The 19,859-nt window shown below is 61.3% G+C and carries 17 protein-coding genes and 1 pseudogene; 13 read left to right on the forward strand and 5 right to left on the reverse strand.

The annotated features are described in order from the left end of the window. The first annotated feature begins 221 nt into the window (after positions 1-221). From PCOSP_RS04355 to hisC, 10 genes are all read left to right on the forward strand, one after another. The gene (locus PCOSP_RS04355) at positions 222-1,031 is read left to right on the forward strand and encodes an ATP-binding cassette domain-containing protein (RefSeq protein ID WP_464710414.1); all 810 of its coding nucleotides are present in this window, start codon (positions 222-224) and stop codon (positions 1,029-1,031) included. Next, positions 1,031-1,828 (forward strand): lipid asymmetry maintenance ABC transporter permease subunit MlaE, encoded by a 798-nt coding sequence (gene mlaE / locus PCOSP_RS04360; protein WP_139645786.1) that lies wholly within the window; start codon positions 1,031-1,033, stop codon positions 1,826-1,828. The genes PCOSP_RS04355 and mlaE overlap by 1 nt, the downstream gene beginning before the upstream one ends. After that, on the forward strand, positions 1,828-2,295 hold the full coding sequence (gene mlaD / locus PCOSP_RS04365) for an outer membrane lipid asymmetry maintenance protein MlaD (RefSeq protein WP_041020863.1): 468 nt from the start codon (positions 1,828-1,830) through the stop codon (positions 2,293-2,295). Before mlaE ends, mlaD begins: the two co-directional genes overlap by 1 nt. An 11-nt stretch (positions 2,296-2,306) precedes the next feature. Next, complete coding sequence (locus PCOSP_RS04370; RefSeq protein ID WP_139645788.1) at positions 2,307-2,960, forward strand: MlaC/ttg2D family ABC transporter substrate-binding protein; 654 nt, start codon at positions 2,307-2,309, stop codon at positions 2,958-2,960. A gap of 8 nt (positions 2,961-2,968) precedes the next feature. Continuing rightward, positions 2,969-3,274, forward strand: coding sequence for an STAS domain-containing protein (locus PCOSP_RS04375; protein ID WP_139646128.1), 306 nt, complete (start codon positions 2,969-2,971; stop codon positions 3,272-3,274). Between the two features lie 115 nt (positions 3,275-3,389). Further along, positions 3,390-3,629 carry a BolA family protein gene (locus PCOSP_RS04380; RefSeq protein ID WP_041020861.1) on the forward strand — a complete coding sequence of 80 codons (240 nt, stop codon included), beginning with the start codon at positions 3,390-3,392 and terminating at the stop codon, positions 3,627-3,629. A gap of 22 nt (positions 3,630-3,651) precedes the next feature. After that, on the forward strand, positions 3,652-4,917 hold the full coding sequence (gene murA, locus PCOSP_RS04385; protein WP_139645790.1) for a UDP-N-acetylglucosamine 1-carboxyvinyltransferase: 1,266 nt from the start codon (positions 3,652-3,654) through the stop codon (positions 4,915-4,917). Positions 4,918-5,042: 125 nt separating this feature from the next. Next, positions 5,043-5,678 (forward strand): ATP phosphoribosyltransferase, encoded by a 636-nt coding sequence (gene hisG / locus PCOSP_RS04390; RefSeq protein WP_041020859.1) that lies wholly within the window; start codon positions 5,043-5,045, stop codon positions 5,676-5,678. A 123-nt stretch (positions 5,679-5,801) separates the two neighbouring features. After that, complete coding sequence (hisD, locus tag PCOSP_RS04395) at positions 5,802-7,139, forward strand: histidinol dehydrogenase (protein WP_139645792.1); 1,338 nt, start codon at positions 5,802-5,804, stop codon at positions 7,137-7,139. Position 7,140: 1 nt separating this feature from the next. Continuing rightward, positions 7,141-8,193 (forward strand): histidinol-phosphate transaminase, encoded by a 1,053-nt coding sequence (hisC, locus tag PCOSP_RS04400; RefSeq protein ID WP_139645794.1) that lies wholly within the window; start codon positions 7,141-7,143, stop codon positions 8,191-8,193. Positions 8,194-8,446: 253 nt separating this feature from the next. Here the strand turns inward: hisC and PCOSP_RS04405 are convergent, their stop codons facing one another. The 3 genes from PCOSP_RS04405 to algW form a co-directional block, all read right to left on the reverse strand. Beyond that, positions 8,447-9,166, reverse strand: a complete 720-nt coding sequence (locus PCOSP_RS04405) for a DUF4198 domain-containing protein (RefSeq protein ID WP_139645795.1) — start codon at positions 9,164-9,166, stop codon at positions 8,447-8,449. Between the two features lie 15 nt (positions 9,167-9,181). Continuing rightward, positions 9,182-11,287: a TonB-dependent siderophore receptor gene (locus PCOSP_RS04410; protein ID WP_464710417.1), complete on the reverse strand. Its 2,106-nt coding sequence runs from the start codon at positions 11,285-11,287 to the stop codon at positions 9,182-9,184. 247 nt (positions 11,288-11,534) lie between these two features. Further along, on the reverse strand, positions 11,535-12,695 hold the full coding sequence (gene algW, locus PCOSP_RS04415; RefSeq protein ID WP_139645799.1) for a Do family serine endopeptidase AlgW: 1,161 nt from the start codon (positions 12,693-12,695) through the stop codon (positions 11,535-11,537). 104 nt (positions 12,696-12,799) lie between these two features. On the opposite strand from algW, the pseudogene PCOSP_RS04420 reads away from it, so the two are divergent. The 3 genes and pseudogenes from PCOSP_RS04420 (at position 12,800) to cysN (ending at position 16,632) form a co-directional block, all read left to right on the forward strand. Further along, a pseudogene (locus PCOSP_RS04420) lies at positions 12,800-13,557 on the forward strand (Nif3-like dinuclear metal center hexameric protein). A 249-nt stretch (positions 13,558-13,806) separates the two neighbouring features. Then, entirely contained in the window at positions 13,807-14,724 is a 918-nt protein-coding gene (cysD, locus tag PCOSP_RS04425) for a sulfate adenylyltransferase subunit CysD (RefSeq protein ID WP_024777503.1), read from the forward strand. Between the two features lie 9 nt (positions 14,725-14,733). Further along, positions 14,734-16,632, forward strand: coding sequence for a sulfate adenylyltransferase subunit CysN (gene cysN / locus PCOSP_RS04430; protein ID WP_175361737.1), 1,899 nt, complete (start codon positions 14,734-14,736; stop codon positions 16,630-16,632). 174 nt (positions 16,633-16,806) lie between these two features. On the opposite strand, the gene PCOSP_RS04435 is transcribed toward cysN, so the two are convergent. Both PCOSP_RS04435 and pta read right to left on the reverse strand, forming a co-directional pair. Then, a complete protein-coding gene (locus PCOSP_RS04435; RefSeq protein ID WP_464710418.1) occupies positions 16,807-17,715 on the reverse strand; it encodes an acyltransferase in 909 nt (302 codons plus the stop codon). Next, positions 17,716-19,815: a phosphate acetyltransferase gene (gene pta, locus PCOSP_RS04440; protein WP_139645807.1), complete on the reverse strand. Its 2,100-nt coding sequence runs from the start codon at positions 19,813-19,815 to the stop codon at positions 17,716-17,718. Positions 19,816-19,859: the final 44 nt, after the last annotated feature.

Genomic DNA, 19,859 nt, shown 5'->3' on the forward strand with positions numbered 1-19,859 from the left:
TTCCCTCACGCTAGTTCGTCATGCTTCGTGCAAACACCCCGCCTGATTTGAAATAAAATGCATCCATTTAGCTTAAGCGAGGCTTAACCGGTCAGGGGTGGGCCTTGGGCGCGTGGCCGTTGCAGTGATATAGTTCGCCGCCGGTCCGGATGCCCGGCGGTACCGATGTTGATCGGCTGGCTGGGGCATTCGGATGTGAGGCTGCATCGCAAGGAGTTTAGATGAGTGCCGACAACGCCTACGCGGTCGAGCTGAAGGGGCTGTCCTTCAAGCGAGGGACGCGCAGCATTTTCAATGACATCGATATTCGCATCCCACGGGGCAAGGTGACCGGCATCATGGGCCCTTCCGGGTGTGGCAAGACCACGCTGCTGCGCCTGATGGGCGCACAGTTGCGTCCCAATGCCGGTGAAGTCTGGGTCAATGGCCAGAATCTTCCCGAGTTGTCGCGCAGCGACCTGTTCGATGCGCGCAAGCACATGGGCGTGCTGTTCCAGAGTGGCGCGCTGTTCACCGATCTCGACGTGTTCGAGAACGTGGCGTTTCCGCTGCGGGTCCATACCGACCTGCCGGAGGAGATGATCCGCGATATCGTGCTGCTCAAGCTGCAGGCGGTCGGGCTGCGTGGCGCCCTCGAACTGATGCCGGACGAGCTGTCCGGCGGCATGAAGCGCCGGGTCGCACTGGCGCGGGCGATTGCCCTCGATCCGAAAATCCTCATGTACGACGAGCCCTTCGTCGGACAGGACCCGATCGCCATGGGTGTATTGGTGCGCCTGATCCGCCTGCTCAACGATGCGCTGGGCATCACCAGCATCGTGGTGTCCCACGACCTGGCCGAAACCGCCAGCATCGCGGACTACATCTATGTGGTCGGCGATGGCCAGGTATTGGGGCAGGGTACACCCGAGGAATTGAATGCCTCGGACAACCCGCGCATTCGCCAATTCATGAAGGGGGATCCGGACGGTCCGGTGGCGTTCCATTTTCCGGCCACGGATTACCGTACCGATCTGTTGGGGAAGCGCTGATGCGCAAGAAATCATTAATAGAAAGAATTCGCCTGTTCGGCCGTTCCGGCATCGATGTGCTGGCGGTGCTGGGCCGTTCCACGCTGTTCCTGGCCCATGCCTTGCTCGGTCGCAACGCCTCCGGCGGCGGTTTTGGCCTGCTGGTCAAGCAACTGCATTCGGTGGGGGTGATGTCCCTGGTGATCATCGTGGTGTCCGGGATCTTCATCGGCATGGTGCTGGCGTTGCAGGGTTTCAATATCCTGTCCAGCTACGGCTCGGAGCAGGCGGTCGGGCAGATGGTCGCGCTCACGCTGTTGCGTGAACTCGGTCCGGTGGTGACCGCGCTGCTGTTCGCCGGCCGTGCCGGTTCGGCGCTGACGGCCGAAATCGGTAACATGAAGTCCACCGAGCAGCTGTCCAGCCTGGAAATGATCGGCGTCGACCCGCTCAAGTACATCATTGCCCCGCGCCTGTGGGCCGGCTTCATTTCCCTGCCGGTGCTGGCAATCATCTTCAGCGTCGTCGGGATCTGGGGCGGTTCGTGGGTAGCCGTCGACTGGCTGGGGGTCTATGAAGGCTCCTACTGGTCCAACATGCAGAACAGCGTCGACTTCATGGATGATGTGCTCAATGGCGTCATCAAAAGTGCCGCATTCGCGTTCGTGGTGACCTGGATCGCCGTGTTTCAAGGCTATGACTGCGAGCCCACGTCTGAGGGGATCAGCCGTGCCACAACCAAGACCGTGGTGTACGCCTCGCTGGCGGTCCTGGGCCTTGACTTTATTCTGACCGCCTTGATGTTTGGAGATTTCTGATGCAAAACCGCACCCTGGAAATCGGTGTCGGCCTTTTCCTGCTGGCCGGCATCCTGGCTTTGTTGCTGCTGGCCCTGCGAGTCAGCGGCCTGGCGCCGACCGCGAACACCGATACTTATAAACTTTATGCTTATTTTGACAATATCGCCGGTTTGACGGTCAGAGCCAAGGTGACCATGGCCGGTGTCACCATCGGCAAGGTCACGGCAATCGATCTGGATCGCGACAGTTTCACCGGACGGGTGACGCTGCAGCTGGAGAAGCGCGTGGATAACCTGCCGACTGATTCCACTGCATCTATCCTGACGGCGGGGCTGCTGGGTGAGAAATACATCGGTATCAGCGTAGGCGGGGAGGAAACCCTGCTCAAGGATGGTGGGACCATCCATGACACGCAGTCGTCGCTGGTACTCGAGGACCTGATCGGGAAATTTCTGCTCAATACCGTTAGCAAAGACGCCAAATGAGGAGCTTTTCGATGATCTCTATCTTGCGACGCAGCCTGTTGGTCCTGCTGGCAGCCCTGCCGCTGATGACCAATGCCCTGGCGGCGCCTTCCGCGCATGACATCATCCAGGACACCACGACCCGGCTGCTGGCAGACCTTGCCGCCAACAAAGAGAAATACAAACAGGACCCGGGCGCATTCTATGATGCGCTGAACGGCATTGTCGGTCCGGTGGTGGACGCCGATGGCATCTCCCGCAGCATCATGACGGTCAAGTACTCGCGCAAGGCCACTCCTGCGCAGATGACCCGCTTCCAGGAAAACTTCAAGCGCAGCCTGATGCAGTTCTACGGCAACGCCTTGCTCGAATACAACAACCAGGGCATCACCGTTGGGCCGGCCAAGGATGAAAGCGGTACCCGTACCAGCGTCGACATGCAGGTCAAGGGTAACAACGGTGCGATCTATCCGGTTTCCTACACGCTCGAACAGCTGAACGGCGAATGGAGGGTGCGCAACGTGATCATCAACGGCATCAACATCGGCAAGTTGTTCCGCGACCAGTTCGCCGATGCGATGCAGCGCAATGGCAATGACCTGGACAAGACCATCGATGGCTGGGCCGGCGAAGTCGCCAAGGCCAAGGAAGTGACCGAGCAAGCCAAAGAGAAGCAGGAACAATGATCGAGTCGGTGAGTGAGTCGGCCATTCGTCTGGGCGACGCCGGCGAGTTGTTGCTCAGTGGTGTACTGGACTACCGCACCGGTCCTGCCCTGCGCAAGCAGGGCCAGGCGCTGATCAAATCCGTCAGTGCGGCCGAGCTGGTCATTGACTGCTCGGCGGTGCAGAAATCCAGCAGTGTCGGCTTGTCGCTGTTGCTGTGCTTCATGCGGGACGCCAAGGCGGCCGGCAAAACGTGGAGCATCCGTGGGATGCCCGAAGACATGCGCGAAATAGCCCAGGTCAGCGAACTGACCGAGCTGTTGGCGCAATCCTGACCCACATCGCCGGAAAAGTCCCCCCGTCAGAGTCCTGCTTCGCGGGGTTCGCAGGCGCGGGGCTTTTTTGTATGATGTGCGACCCGCGCGCACAGGGCGCCGATTGAGGTTGAGCATGCAGGCTGTAGAAGTGAAGAGCTTCCTTGAAGGAAAGCTGCCTGGTACGAAGGTGGAAGTTGAAGGCGAAGGCTGTAACTTCCAGCTGAACGTGATCAGCGATGAACTGGTGGCGTTGAGCCCAGTGAAGCGTCAGCAGAGCATCTATGCCCATTTGAACCCATGGATTGCCGATGGCAGCATCCACGCGGTCACGATGAAATTTTTCAGCAGCGCGGCCTGGGCCGAGCGCACCTGAGCCCAAGGGCCTCGAGATTCTTATGGATAAACTGATTATTACCGGCGGCGTTCGTCTTGATGGCGAAATCCGTATTTCCGGGGCAAAGAACTCCGCCCTGCCAATCCTGGCCGCGACCCTGCTGTGCGATGGCCCGGTGACCGTGGCCAACCTGCCGCACCTGCATGACATCACCACGATGATCGAGCTGTTCGGCCGCATGGGCATCGAACCTGTCATCGACGAGAAGCTCAGCGTCGAGATCGATCCACGCACCATCAAGACCCTGGTCGCCCCGTACGAGCTGGTGAAAACCATGCGTGCGTCGATCCTGGTGCTGGGCCCCATGGTTGCCCGTTTCGGTGAAGCCGAAGTCGCGTTGCCTGGCGGTTGCGCCATTGGCTCGCGTCCGGTGGACCTGCACATCCGTGGCCTGGAAGCCATGGGCGCGGTCATCGACGTCGAAGGCGGCTACATCAAGGCCAAGGCCCCTGAAGGCGGCCTGCGTGGTGCGCATTTCTTCTTCGATACCGTCAGCGTGACCGGCACCGAGAACATCATGATGGCCGCTGCACTGGCCAAGGGCCGCAGCGTGCTGCAGAACGCTGCTCGCGAGCCTGAAGTGGTGGACCTGGCGAACTTCCTGATCGCCATGGGCGCCAAGATCAGTGGTGCGGGTACCGACACCATCACCATCGATGGCGTCGAGCGCCTGCATTCGGCCACCTACAAAGTGATGCCGGACCGGATCGAAACCGGTACCTACCTGGTTGCCGCTGCCGTCACCGGCGGTCGCGTCAAGGTCAAGGACACCGATCCGACCATCCTTGAAGCCGTCCTGGAGAAACTCAAGGAAGCCGGTGCTGAAGTCACCTGCGGCGAAGACTGGATCGAAGTGAACATGCACGGCAAGCGGCCCAAGGCCGTCAATGTGCGGACCGCGCCATACCCGGCGTTCCCGACGGACATGCAGGCACAGTTCATCTCCCTCAATGCCATTGCCGAAGGCACCGGCGCGGTGATCGAGACGATCTTCGAAAACCGTTTCATGCACGTCTACGAACTGCACCGCATGGGCGCCAAGATCCAGGTCGAAGGCAACACCGCCATCGTCACCGGCGCCGAGAAACTCAAGGGCGCGCCAGTGATGGCCACCGACCTGCGGGCCTCGGCCAGCCTGGTGATTTCGGCCCTGATTGCCGAAGGCGATACCCTGATCGATCGCATCTACCACATCGACCGTGGCTACGAGTGCATCGAAGAAAAACTGCAGATGCTCGGCGCCAAGATCCGCCGCGTACCAGGCTAGTTCCGGCTGCATGGGCACAAGGATGTGCCTGGATTTCGTTTCAAATCGAGGGTGGTCCACCCTCGATGTGTGTCCGGCGCCGCTTGCGACCGGGCATGTGTACCTTGATAAGGACTGACGTTCCCATGTTGACCATCGCACTGTCCAAGGGCCGCATCCTTGACGACACCCTGCCGCTTCTGGCTGAAGCGGGCATCGTGCCGACCGAGAATCCGGACAAGAGCCGCAAGCTGATCATCCCCACGACCCAGGCCGATGTGCGCCTGCTGATCGTGCGTGCCACCGATGTGCCGACTTATGTGGAGCATGGCGCCGCCGACCTCGGCGTTGCCGGTAAGGACGTACTGATGGAATACGGCGGCCAGGGCTTGTATGAGCCCCTGGACCTGCGGATCGCCCGGTGCAAGCTGATGACCGCCGGCAAGGTCGGTGCGCCGGAGCCCAAGGGACGCCTGCGTGTGGCGACCAAGTTCGTCAACATTGCCAAGCGTTACTATGCCGAGCAGGGTCGCCAGGTCGATATCATCAAGTTGTACGGTTCGATGGAGCTGGCGCCGCTGATCGGCCTGGCGGACAAGATCATCGACGTCGTCGACACCGGCAATACCCTGCGGGCCAATGGCCTGGAACCCCAGGATTTCATCGCGGACATCACCTCCCGGCTGATCGTCAACAAGGCGTCGATGAAAATGCAACACGCCCGCATCCAGGCTCTGATCGATACCCTGCGCAAGGCAGTGGAATCTCGACACCACGGCTGATACACCCGCGCGACCTCTGGTTGCGTCCGTCTATCCGCGTCATAGCCAATTTTCTCAGGTGCCCACGCGAATGGACTGGTAGCTTAGGGCGCCTGAGCATTTGCCATTAATGAGGCCCTCGCTATGACCGCTCCCACCTCGATTCGCCGACTCAACGCTGCCGATCCGGATTTCGCGCATCATCTGGATCATCTGCTGAGCTGGGAAAGTGTGTCTGACGACTCGGTCAATCAGCGGGTGCTGGACATTATCAAGGCCGTGCGCGAGCGTGGCGATGCTGCCCTGGTGGAATTCACCCAGAAGTTCGATGGCCTGCAAGCGGCGTCCATGGCCGACCTGATCCTGCCACGCGAGCGCCTGGAGCTGGCCCTGACCCGGATCACCGTGCCCCAGCGCGAAGCCCTGGAAAAAGCCGCCTCCCGGGTGCGCAGCTATCACGAAAAACAGAAACAGGACTCCTGGAGCTACACCGAAGCCGACGGCACGGTGCTGGGCCAGAAGGTAACGCCGCTGGACCGCGCCGGCCTGTACGTGCCGGGCGGCAAGGCGTCCTATCCCTCCTCGGTGCTGATGAATGCCATCCCGGCCAAGGTTGCTGGCGTGACCGAAGTGGTCATGGTCGTGCCAACCCCCCGGGGTGAAATCAACGAACTGGTGCTGGCCGCTGCCTGCATCGCTGGGGTGGACCGGGTGTTCACCATCGGCGGTGCCCAGGCCGTGGCTGCATTGGCCTATGGCACCGAGAGCGTGCCGAGGGTCGACAAGGTGGTCGGGCCGGGCAACATCTATGTCGCCACCGCCAAGCGCCACGTGTTCGGCCAGGTCGGTATCGACATGATCGCCGGCCCTTCGGAAATCCTCGTGGTGTGCGACGGCCAGACCGATCCGGACTGGATTGCCATGGACCTGTTTTCCCAGGCCGAGCACGACGAAGACGCTCAGGCGATCCTGGTCAGCCCGGATGCCGACTTCCTCGACAAGGTCGCGGCCAGTATCGACAAGCTGTTGCCGACCATGGACCGTGCCGAAATCATCAACACCTCGATCAATGGCCGTGGGGCACTGATCAAGGTCGATGACATGGAACAGGCGATCGAGGTCGCGAACCGCATCGCGCCGGAACACCTGGAGTTGTCGGTCGCCGATCCGCAGGCCTGGTTGCCGCAGATCCGTCATGCCGGTGCGATCTTCATGGGCCGCCACACCAGCGAGGCCCTGGGTGACTACTGTGCAGGACCCAACCACGTGTTGCCGACTTCCGGCACCGCGCGTTTCTCGTCGCCGCTGGGGGTGTATGACTTCCAGAAACGTTCGTCGATCATCTTCTGCTCCGAGCAGGGTGCATCCGAACTGGGCAAGACGGCTTCGGTGCTGGCCCGTGGCGAGTCACTGAGCGCCCATGCGCGCAGCGCCGAGTATCGAATTCTTGATGAGTCCTCCATTGACGGGCAGGGAAATTGAAATGAGTAAATTCTGGAGCCCGTTCGTCAAGAACCTGGTGCCCTATGTGCCGGGCGAACAACCGAAGCTGACCCGCCTGGTCAAGCTCAACACCAACGAGAACCCCTACGGCCCATCGCCCAAGGCTCTTGCTGCGATGCAGACCGAGCTCAATGACAATCTGCGTCTGTACCCGGACCCCAACAGCGATCTGCTCAAGAGCGCCGTGGCCGGCTACTACGGCGTGCAGGCCAACCAGGTGTTCCTCGGTAACGGTTCGGATGAAGTGCTGGCGCACATTTTTCACGGCCTGTTGCAACACGACCAGCCGATCCTGTTCCCGGATATCAGCTACAGCTTCTATCCGGTGTATTGCGGGTTGTACGGCATCCCGTTCGATGCGGTACCGCTGGACGAGCAGTTCAGGATCGATCCGGCGGACTATGCCAAGCCGAACGGCGGGATCATTTTCCCCAACCCGAACGCTCCGACCGGCTGCCTGCTGGCGCTGGACGCGGTGGAGCAGATGCTCAAGGCCAGCCCGGATTCGGTGGTGGTGGTCGATGAAGCCTATATCGACTTCGGTGGCGAGACGGCCATCAGCCTGGTGGACCGCTATCCTAATCTGCTGGTCACTCAGACCTTGTCCAAGTCCCGCTCGCTGGCGGGGTTGCGAGTGGGCTTGGCGGTGGGCCATCCGGACCTGATCGAAGCACTGGAGCGGATCAAGAACAGCTTCAACTCCTACCCCCTGGATCGCCTGGCAAACGTGGGCGGCGCGGCGGCGTTCGACGACCGCGAGTATTTCCAGAAAACCTGCCGGTTGGTCATCGAGCACCGCGAGTGGGTGGTGGCGCAACTGGAGGCCAAGGGCTTTGAAGTGTTGCCTTCGGCGGCCAACTTCATCTTCGCCCGTCACCCCCGGCATGATGCGGCGGGGTTGGCGGCGAAGCTGCGAGAACAGGGCGTGATCGTGCGGCACTTCAAACAGGAGCGGATTGCCCAGTTCTTGCGGATCAGCATTGGCACACCGGAGCAGAACCAGGCGCTGATCGACGCCCTGGGCGAACTCTAAAGCTCTGCGCTGAACTGTAGGAAACCCTCTGTGGGAGCAAGGCTTGCCCGCGATGGCGGTGGGGCAGTGACTCAAATGTCGACTGATTCGGCGCTATCGCGGGCAAGCCTTGCTCCCACAGTGGTATCGCGGGGCCCCTGTGGGAGCGGGCTTGCCCGCGAATGCGGTCTGACATTCAAAATGACTATCGACTGACACTACGCTATCGCGAGCAAGCTCGCTCCCACAGGTGTGTTCTGTGCATTCAGATGCTTTATTCGTGATGCGGCTCGCCAAGGAATGTAAGCGAAGTAAACACACCACGGGTGGCCACGTCCTTGTCATCCTTGAGCGGTATTTCCATTTGCGCGGCGATGACGTTCAAGCCTTCATTGCGCACCAACACCTGGGCCCGACCGTCAGCATCGGTTTCAGTGGAGACGGTGTTCGGCGCGCTGCGGTAATCGCCCACCAGTTTTACCCCGGCCGCGGGCTTGCCATCCAGCAGGACCCGTACCGGCAATGATTGGCCGGGACCTACGGTCAGCGGGTCGACGTCCGGCAGGATCACGAACTTGATCGGCTCAAGCTTTGGCAGCTTCGCTCCGGGCTCATAGATCGCCAGACTGTATTTGAAGGTGTGGGTCGACTCGATCGCGCCGGGTACTTTGCTGCGGCCTTCGTTGATCCACTTCTTGTCGGCGGTCTGGGACCACATGCCGTTGTCCAGCGCCACCGCGAGCACGGCTGGTGGCTTGAGCGGTTGCAGGCGAGCATGGTCGGGCAGGCGTTGCACGGTGACGGGGATCATCTTGCCGCCCAGGTCATAGGCCCAGGCGCCGCTGATTTTCTGTGCCTTGAACGCGTTGTCCTCGGCGCCGTGGCCGTAGATCACCTCAATGTTGCCGCGCCGTTGTTCGGTCCACAAACCGTGGGCCGAGGCTTGTGTCGCCAGGAACAGACCGAGAAGGGCGAGTGTCTTGGAGGATTTCATGCCGATTTTCCTTTTTTATAGATCGAGGGTGAGGCTGACGGTGAAGTTGCGCGGCTCGCCGGGATTGACCCAGTAGTTGCTGTAGGAGCGTTCGTAGTATTTCTCATCGAAGACGTTGTTCAGGTTCAGGCCCACGGTGACGTTCTCACTGGCCTTGTAATGAGCCAGCAGATCCACGGTGTGGTAAGCCGGCAGCTCGAAGTCCTTGCCGGCTTCGCCCGAACGGTCCCCTACGTAAGTGAATGCCGCGCCGACATCCGAGCCGCGCAGGTGCCCGTCCTGGAATTCATAGACACCCAGCAGGCTGCCGCTACGCTTGGCAACGCCCAGGATCCGGCTGCCGGTGGGGATCTCTTTGTCACCTTCGGTCACTTCTGCATCGATGTAGGCAAAGGCCCCGATCACGCGGATGGCGTCGGACAACTGACCGCTGATCTGCAGATCGATCCCCTGGCTGCGGGCCTTGCCCATGGCGCGGTTGGTGTTGGTGTCAGGGTCCAGCGCCAGGACGTTTTCCTTCTCTATATGGAACGCCGCCAGGGTGGTGCTCAGGCGATGGTCGAACAGCTCGCTCTTGATCCCGGCTTCATAGCCGACGCCTTCCTCCGGGTCGAAGGTCTTGCCGCCAGCGTCCAGGCCGTTGTTGGGCTTGAACGAGGTGGAGCCGTTGGCGAACAGTCCGACTTCAGGCGTCAGTTGGTACAGCAGGCCAGCCCGTTGCGTCAGGGCATCGTGGCGTTGGCGGTTGATGAGCTGGGTGGTGTGATCATCGATGCGCTGCTCGAAATGCTCGTAGCGCACACCGAGCATGCCCCGCAGCTTTTCGGTGAAGACGATCTGGTCCTGAAGATTCAATGCACGGCTTTGGACATGCTCGAAGAAATCCGTGCCGGTGCGCAGCCCGTCGGGTTTGGGTTGGCCGTAGATGGGCTGATAGATGTCGATGGGATAGGCGCCGCCGTTGAGGGTGGTGACGCGTTCGTTCTTGCGATAGTCCTCGTATTCACTGCCGATCAGCAGTTCGTGCTGCCATGGCCCCCAGTCGAACAGGCCGCGCAGTTCCAGTTGAGTGATGCTGTCATGCCAATCGTTGTCGCGTTCGCGGTAACGGCGGTTGACGGTATGGCCGTCGGTATTCAGCGGACGCGCTTCGGAGGCGAAGCCCCAGAGTTCGCCTTGCTTGTAATGACTGGCCAGGCGCAGTTGCCAGGTATCGTTGAGCTGATGCTCAAGGGCGACCTGGAGCATGTTGTTGTGGTTGTCGATGTCACCGTCGTTGGGTTCGCCCAGGAAGGTCGAGCGGGACATGCCGCTCCAGCGATTGTTTGGCGCGACGATGCCCCGATCGAATGTCGAGCTGTGTCGCACGATTTCACTCTCCACCAGCAGGCGTGTGTCGGGACTCAGTTGCCAGCTGATGGAAGGCGCCACGAATACCCGCTGGCTGTCGACGTGATCGCGAAAGCTGTGATTGTCTTCCACCGCCAGGTTTACCCTCGACAGCAGGGTGCCTTCGGCGTCCAGTGGTGTATTGACGTCCAGCGCGGTGCGGTAGCGATCCCAGCTGCCGGCACTGGTTTGCAGGGTGGTGAAAGCTTCGGGCTGGGGTTTCTTGGTGACGATGTTGACCGTGCCCCCTGGATCGCCGCGTCCATAGAGGCTGGCCGCTGGCCCCTTCAATACTTCGATGCGTTCGATGTTGGCGGTGTCCGGCGTGCTTGGGTAGCCGCGGTTCGCGCTGAAGCCGTCTTTGTAGAACTCCGACGTCGTGAAGCCGCGCACGCTGTATTCGTAGAGCGTCAGGCCGCCGAAATTGTTCTGCTTCGATACGCCGCCGGCAAATTCCAGCGCTCGTTCGACGCGGGTGCTGCCCAGATCCTTGAGGACATCAGCCGGGATTACGCTGATCGCCTGAGGGATGTCTCGCAGGGCCGTGTCGGTTTTGGTCGCGCTGGCGGAGCGGGAAGCGCGATAGCCCTTCACCGGCCCGGTGGGGGATTCGTAGTCGGCCGTAACGCTGGTGGCCTCCAGTTCCAGGGGCTGGGTTTCCTCGGCAAAGGCCGGGTCGCCCAGCAGACCCAAGGCCAGGCTGGCGAGGGAAATCCGTTTTAGAGATGACATGTTATGTTGTTCCAATTTGCACAATTGAAACAATATAACACTACCAATGAGAATTTATGCTATCTGTGGCTTCTCATTAAATTTTCAGACAGTCAGGCTTTTGTGGCGAGGGGATTTATCCCCGCTGGGCTGCGGAGCAGCCCCAACCCGGAGCACTCAATCTGTCTGACACGCCGAGTCAGCAGCTTTTAGGGCTGCTCCGCAGCCCAGCGGGGATAAATCCCCTCGCCACAGGGGGGTGAGCCGGTTACTGCTCTTCCTTGACCGCTACAGGCGCGGGCGGTGGGCGCAGGCCGATTTCGGCGGTGAGCTTGAGCTCCTTGCCGTTGCGCATCACCTGGATGGTGACTTTGTCGGTGGGTTTGATACGCGCGACCTGGTTCATCGAGCGACGGCCATCGCCGGCCGGTTCGCCGTCGATGCTCAGGATCACATCACCCAACTGCAGGCCGGCCTTCTGGGCCGGGCCATCGCGGAAAATCCCCGCCACCACGATGCCAGGCCGTCCGGACAAACCGAAGGACTCTGCCAGCTCCTGGGTCAGTGGCTGCACTTCGATGCCCAGCCAGCCACGAATCACCTGGCCATGTTCGATGATGGACTTCATCACTTCCATCGCCAGTTTCACCGGGATGGCGAAACCGATGCCCTGGCTGCCGCCGGACTTGGAGAAGATCGCCGTGTTGATCCCGGTGAGGTTGCCATTGGCATCCACCAGTGCGCCGCCGGAGTTGCCGGGGTTGATCGCGGCATCGGTCTGGATGAAGTCTTCGTAGTTGTTCAAACCCAACTGGTTTCGCCCGGTGGCACTGATGATGCCCATGGTCACGGTCTGGCCGACGCCGAAGGGGTTGCCGATGGCGAGGGCGACGTCACCGATGCGGATGCTGTCGGAGCGGCCGATGGTAATCGCCGGCAGATTCTTGAGGTCGATCTTCAGTACCGCGAGGTCGGTTTCCGGGTCGCTGCCGATCACCCGGGCCAGGGTTTCGCGGCCATCCTTCAGGGCTACCACGATCTGGTCGGCACCGCTGGTGACGTGGTTGTTGGTCAGCAGGTAGCCTTCCGGGCTCATGATCACGCCCGACCCCAGGCTCGACTCCATGCGTTTCTGCTTGGGCGAGTTGTCGCCGAAGAAGCGCCGGAATTGCGGGTCCTCGAACAAGGGATGACTGGGTTTGTTGATGACTTTGGTGGTGTACAGGTTGACCACGGCCGGTGCGGCGATGGTCACGGCATCGGCGTAGGAGACGGGCCCTTGCAACAGTGCCTTGCTCTGCGGCGCCTGCTGCAGATTGACATCGAGGCTCGGCAGGCCAACCCATTCGGGGTAACGCTGGATAATCAGTAGTGCGACGAGCACGCCGACCAACAGCGGCCAGCCGGAAAAACGCAGCGCCTTGAGCATCTATCACGTCCTACAAGAGTTGCAGGCGGAATGAGACCGCCCATAATGTCGCGCATTATACGAGGCCGCGCGCGCCTCGGAACGGGATATTTAGGAGTCTTTTCATGGCCGTAGCCCTGAGCACCCTGGTTGAAGAAGCGGACCGTTACCTGGCAAGCAGCCGGATTGCCGATTACTGCCCCAACGGACTGCAGGTCGAAGGTGCACCCCAGGTGATGCGCATCGTCAGCGGCGTGACCGCCAGCCAGGCGTTGCTCGACGCCGCCGTGGAGGCCGATGCCGACCTGGTGCTGGTGCACCACGGTTACTTCTGGAAGGGCGAGAGCCCTTGCATCACCGGCATGAAGCAGCGTCGCCTGAAAACCCTGCTCAAGCACGATATCAGCCTGCTGGCTTACCATCTGCCGCTGGACCTGCACCCTGAGGTCGGCAATAACGTGCAACTGGCCCGCCAGTTGGACATCACCGTCGAAGGACCGCTGGACCCGGAAAACCCCAAGATCGTCGGCCTGGTCGGCTCCTTGTCCGAACCGATGACGCCTCGGGACTTCGCCCGCAAGGTCCAGGAAGTCATGGGCCGTGAGCCGTTGCTGATCGAAGGCGAGCAGATGATCCGCCGGGTCGGCTGGTGCACCGGGGGGGCCAGGGTTATATCGACCAGGCGGTGGCGGCCGGGGTCGACTTGTACCTCAGCGGCGAAGCATCGGAACAGACCTACCACAGCGCCCGGGAAAACGGCATCAGCTTCATTGCCGCCGGCCATCATGCGACCGAACGCTATGGTGTACAGGCGCTGGGCGATTATCTGGCGCGACGCTTTGCCCTGGAGCACATCTTCATCGATTGCCCGAATCCGATTTGATGCAATTGGATCCCTGTGGGAGCGAGCCTGCTCGCGATGCGATCCGTCAGCCAGCCGAGTGTCGACTGATCCACCGCTATCGCGAGCAGGCTCGCTCCCACAGAGGGCGTTGTGAAGCCCGAACCACCAGGCATATCCATATGCTGTTTCGATCTAGTTGGCGCCCTGATTAGAAGAGGTCGCTGTGCTAGGATTCTTCGCTCGAACACGGCCCGCTGGCCGTTCATAAGAAAGTTTTCGTGAGTAGCCATGGTCGACAAACTGACGCATCTGAAACAGCTGGAGGCGGAAAGCATCCACATCATCCGCGAGGTGGCCGCCGAGTTCGACAACCCGGTGATGCTGTACTCCATCGGTAAAGACTCCGCCGTGATGCTGCACCTGGCGCGCAAGGCGTTCTTCCCCGGCAAGCTGCCGTTTCCGGTGATGCATGTCGACACGCGCTGGAAATTCCAGGAAATGTACAAGTTCCGCGATCGCATGGTCGAGGAAATGGGCTTGGACCTGATCACTCACGTGAACCCGGATGGCGTAGCGCAGGGCATCAACCCCTTCACCCACGGCAGTGCCAAGCACACCGACATCATGAAGACCGAAGGCCTGAAGCAGGCCCTGGACAAGCATGGTTTCGACGCAGCGTTCGGCGGTGCCCGCCGCGATGAAGAGAAGTCCCGTGCCAAGGAACGCGTCTACTCGTTCCGCGACAGCAAGCACCGCTGGGACCCGAAAAACCAGCGCCCGGAACTGTGGAACGTCTACAACGGCAAGGTCAACAAGGGCGAGTCGATCCGGGTCTTCCCGTTGTCGAACTGGACCGAGCTGGACATCTGGCAGTACATCTACCTCGAAGGCATTCCAATCGTGCCGTTGTACTTCGCCGCCGAGCGCGAAGTGATCGAGAAGAACGGCACGCTGATCATGATCGACGACGAGCGCATCCTCGAGCACCTGTCCGAGGAAGAGAAGGCCCGCATCGTCAAGAAGAAAGTGCGTTTCCGTACCCTTGGCTGCTACCCGTTGACGGGCGCGGTGGAGTCCGAGGCCGAAAGCCTGACGGACATCATCCAGGAAATGCTCCTGACGCGAACTTCCGAGCGCCAGGGCCGGGTCATCGACCACGATGGCGCAGGCTCGATGGAAGATAAAAAACGTCAAGGTTATTTCTAAGGGGCTGTCATGTCGCATCAATCTGATTTGATCAGCGAGGACATCCTCGCCTACCTGGGCCAGCACGAGCGCAAGGAGCTGCTGCGCTTTTTGACCTGCGGTAACGTCGACGACGGCAAGAGCACCCTGATCGGGCGCCTGCTGCACGACTCCAAGATGATCTACGAGGATCACCTGGAAGCCATTACCCGCGATTCGAAGAAAGTCGGCACCACCGGTGACGACATCGACCTGGCGTTGCTGGTCGACGGCCTGCAGGCCGAGCGCGAGCAGGGCATCACCATCGATGTCGCGTACCGCTATTTCTCCACCGCCAAGCGCAAGTTCATCATCGCCGACACCCCCGGCCATGAGCAGTACACCCGCAACATGGCCACTGGTGCCTCCACCTGTGACCTGGCGATCATCCTGGTGGACGCCCGCTACGGCGTGCAGACCCAGACCCGTCGCCACAGTTTCATTGCCTCGTTGCTGGGCATCAAGCACATCGTCGTGGCCATCAACAAGATGGACCTCAAGGACTTCGACCAGGGTGTATTCGAGTCGATCAAGGCCGACTACCTGAAGTTCGCCGAAGGCCTGAAGATGAAGCCGTCGAGCATGCACTTCGTGCCGATGTCGGCCCTCAAGGGCGACAACGTGGTGAACAAGTCCGAGCGCTCGCCGTGGTACACCGGCCAGTCGTTGATGGAAATCCTCGAGACCGTGGAAGTGGCGGGCGACCGCAACTTCACCGACCTGCGTTTCCCGGTGCAGTACGTCAACCGTCCGAACCTGAACTTCCGCGGTTTCGCCGGCACCCTGGCCAGCGGCATCGTGCACAAGGGCGACGAAGTGGTGGTGTTGCCATCGGGCAAGAGCAGCCGCGTCAAATCCATCGTCACCTTCGAAGGTGAGCTGGAGCAGGCAGGTCCGGGCCAGGCCGTGACCCTGACCATGGAAGACGAGATCGACATCTCCCGGGGCGACCTGTTGGTGCATGCCGACAACGTCCCGCCGGTCACCGACAGCTTCGAAGCGATGCTGGTGTGGATGGCCGAGGAGCCGATGCTGCCGGGCAAGAAATACGACATCAAGCGTGCGACCAGCTACGTGCCAGGCTCCATTGCCAGCATCGTCAACCGGGTCGACGTGAACACCCTCGAAGAGGGTCCGGCCAGTGCGTTGCAGCTCAACGAAATTGGCAAGGTGAAGATTGCCCTGGATGCGCCGATCGCCCTCGACGGTTACGAGAGCAATCGCACCACCGGCGCGTTCATCGTCATCGATCGCCTGACCAATGGCACCGTCGGCGCCGGCATGATCGTCGCCCAGCCGCTGGCTCACGGCAGCAGCACCCACCACGGCAAGCTCGCCCATGTGTCGGTGGAAGAACGCACCCAGCGCTTCGGCCAGCAGCCGGCAACGGTGCTGTTCAGCGGTCTTTCGGGCGCCGGCAAGAGCACACTGGCTTACGCCGTGGAGCGCAAGCTGTTCGACATGGGCCGTGCGGTCTTCGTCCTCGATGGCCAGAACCTGCGCCATGACCTGAACAAGGGCTTGCCGCAAGACCGTGCCGGGCGCACCGAAAATTGGCGCCGTGCGGCTCATGTGGCCCGTCAGTTCAACGAAGCCGGTCTGCTGACTCTGGCGGCATTCGTTGCACCGAGCGCCGAAGGGCGTGAGCAGGCCAAGGACCTGATCGGCAGGGAGCGTTTGCTGACGGTCTACGTCCAGGCCTCGCCTGCGGTGTGTGCCCAGCGTGATCCGCAAGGGCTGTACGCCGCTGCTGGCGACAACATCCCGGGCGAGTCCTTCCCGTATGACGTGCCGCTGGACGCCGATCTGGTGATCGATACCCAGTCGCTGACACTGGAAGAGAGCGTCAAGCAGGTGCTGGATCTGCTGCGCGGTCGCGGCGCGATCTAAGCGCTTCTGGCAATGAAAAAGCCCGCCGATGAGTGATCATCGGCGGGCTTTTTCATTGTCTGAATCCAACAGGGTCAACTGTGGGGGCGAGCCTGCTCGCGATGGCGGTGGGTCAGTCTAAATCTTTGCAAGCTGATGCACCGCCATCGCGAGCAGGCTCGCTCCCACAAGGGATCAGCGGCGCATTGGGTACTCGCGATGCATCTGCTCCAGCAGCGCATCCTTGTCCTGCCACAGCTGGTTGATCCAGCCCTGGAACTCCAGGCGATAGGCGCCGTCCTGGTCGTAGTTCTTCCCGACGAATTGCGGCGGGATCGTCAGTTCCTGGAAGTGCACGACCACTTCATCAACCTTGCCACACAGCAAGTCCCAATACCCCGGACGACCGCCAGGGTAGTGGATGGTCACGTTGATAATCGATTCCAACTGTTCACCCATGGCATCGAGCACAAACGCGATGCCGCCGGCCTTGGGCTTGAGCAGATAGCGAAACGGTGACTGCTGCTGGGCATGCTTGCCTTCGGTGAAGCGTGTGCCTTCGGCGAAATTGAAAATGCCCACCGGGTTGTTGCGAAACTTCGCGCAGGTCTTGCGGGTGGTTTCCAGGTCCTTGCCTCTTTTTTCCGGATACTTTTCCAGATAGGCCTTGGAGTAGCGCTTCATGAACGGGAACCCCAGCGCCCACCAGGCCAGGCCGATCACCGGTACCCAGATCAGCTCCTGCTTGAGAAAGAACTTCAGCGGGCGGACGCGGCGATTGAGCACGTACTGCAACACCATGATGTCGACCCAACTCTGGTGGTTGCTGGTGATCAGGTACGAGTGTTGGTAGTCCAGGCCTTCCAGGCCGCTGAGGTGCCAGCGGGTGCGGCGCAGCAGGTTCATCCAGGCCTTGTTGTTGCTGATCCAGGTTTCATGGATGTGGCTCATGAGCCAGTCGGTGAAGCGTTGGGCGGCGGGGAAGGGCAGCAGGAGCTTGAAGATCGCCACGATGAACAGCGGCGTACAGCAGGCAATGGTATTGAGCGCCAACAGCAGCGAAGCGATGACGCCTCGCGCCGGGGCAGGCAGGAAGTCCAGCATTTAAATATCCATGGGTCGGTTGGCGGCTTGGATCGCGGTGAGGGCGATGGTGTACACGATGTCATCGACCTGGGCGCCACGGGGCAAGTCGTTCACCGGTTTGCGCAGGCCCTGGAGCATCGGCCCGAGGCTGACGCAATCGGCACTGCGTTGGACGGCCTTGTGGGTGGTGTTGCCGGTGTTCAGATCCGGAAAGATGAACACCGTCGCCCGACCGGCCACCTGGCTGTTGGGCGCCAGTTGTCGTGCCACGGTTTCGTTGGCGGCGGCGTCGTATTGCAGCGGGCCGTCGATCAGCAAGCCTTGCTGCGCTTCGTGGGCCAGCAGGGTGGCTTCGCGGACTTTCTCTACTTCCTCTCCGCTGGCCGATTCACCGCTGGAATAGCTGAGCATCGCCACCCGTGGCGTGATACCGAACGCGGCAGCCGAGTCGGCGCTTTGCAGGGCAATCTCCGCCAGCTCCGCCGCGCTGGGGTGCGGGTTCATCACGCAGTCGCCGTAGACCAGCACTTCCTCGGGAAACAGCATGAAGAACACCGATGACACCAGGGAGCAGCCCGGCGCCGTCTTGATCAACTGCAGGGCCGGACGGATGGTGTTGGCGGTGGAGTGGACAACGCCGGACACCAGACCGTCGACTTCGTCCAGCGCCAGCATCATCGTGCCGATCACCACGGTGTCTTCCAGTTGCTGCTCGGCCATCGGGGCATTCAGGCTTTTGCTCTTGCGCAACCGCACCATCGGTTCGACGTAACGCTCGCGGATCGAGTCCGGGTCGAGAACCTCCAGTCCTGGCGGCAGTTCGATGCCCTGGGCCCGGGCCACGGCCTCGACGTCGGCCGGTTTGGCCAGCAGTACGCAGCGGGCGATGCCGCGGGCCTGGCAAATGGCGGCAGCCTGGACCGTCAGCGGTTCGCTGCCTTCCGGCAGGACAATGCGCTTGTTGGCGGCCTGGGCGCGCTGGATCAATTGATAGCGGAACACCGCCGGTGACAGGCGCATCTCCCGCGGCGTACCGCAGCGCTGGTGCAGCCACTGGGCGTCCAGGTGGCTGGCGACGAAATCGGTGATGATCTCCGCACGTTCGCGGTCGTCGATCGGGATTTCCTTGTTCAACCCATTAAGCAGGTTGGCGGTGTCATAGGAGCCCGTGCTCACTGACAGTACCGGCAGGCCCGCCTGCAGGGCGCCACGGCACAGCTCCATGATGCGTGGGTCGGGAAGGGTATCGCTGGTCAGCAGCAGACCGGCCAGCGGTACGCCGTTGATGGCGGCCAGGCTCACGGCCAGGATGATGTCGTCGCGATCGCCGGGGGTCACCACCAGCACACCGGGCTTGAGCAGTTCCACAGTGTTGCGCATGGTGCGGGCGCAAATGATGATGTTGCTCATGCGCCGGCTTTCGTAATCGCCGGCATTGAGCACCTGGGCGCCCATCAAATCGGCCACGTCGCGGGTACGCGGGGCGTTGAGTTCGGGCCGGAAGGGGATGCATCCCAGCAGGCGGAAGTCGCCGCTGCGCAGCAAGGGCGAGTGCTCCTTGAGCCGGGCGGAAAACGCTTCCATGCTTTCGTCGGTACGGACCTTGTTGAGGATCACGCCGAGGACTTTCGGGTCTTTCGGTCCGCCGAACAATTGCGCCTGCAACTCAACCCGCCCGGAAAGCTCGGTCAGCACTTCGTTTTCCGGCGCCGACACCAGGATCACCTCGGCGTCCAGGCTCTTGGCCAGGTGCAGGTTGACCCGGGCGGCATAACTGGCGTTGCGGGTCGGGACCATGCCTTCGACCACCAGTACGTCCTTGCCGATGGCCGCCTGCTGGTAAAGCGTAATGATTTCTTCCAGCAGTTCATCGAGCTGGCCGTCGCCGAGCATGCGCTCGACGTGAGCCAGGCCCAGCGGCTGAGGCGGCTTGAGGCCGTGGGTGCGGGCCACCAGTTCGGTTGAGCGTTCCGGGCCGGTATCGCCGGGATGAGGTTGGGCGATGGGTTTGAAAAATCCGACCTTCAGCCCGGCCCGTTCAAGGGTGCGCACCAGCCCGAGGCTGATGGAGGTCAGGCCCACACCAAAATCGGTGGGCGCGATAAAAAAAGTTTGCATGCGGATTCTCTAAGGGAGCATGGCAAAGGCGAGGCCTATGTATA

Source organism: Pseudomonas sp. MAFF 730105 (assembly GCF_055380705.1).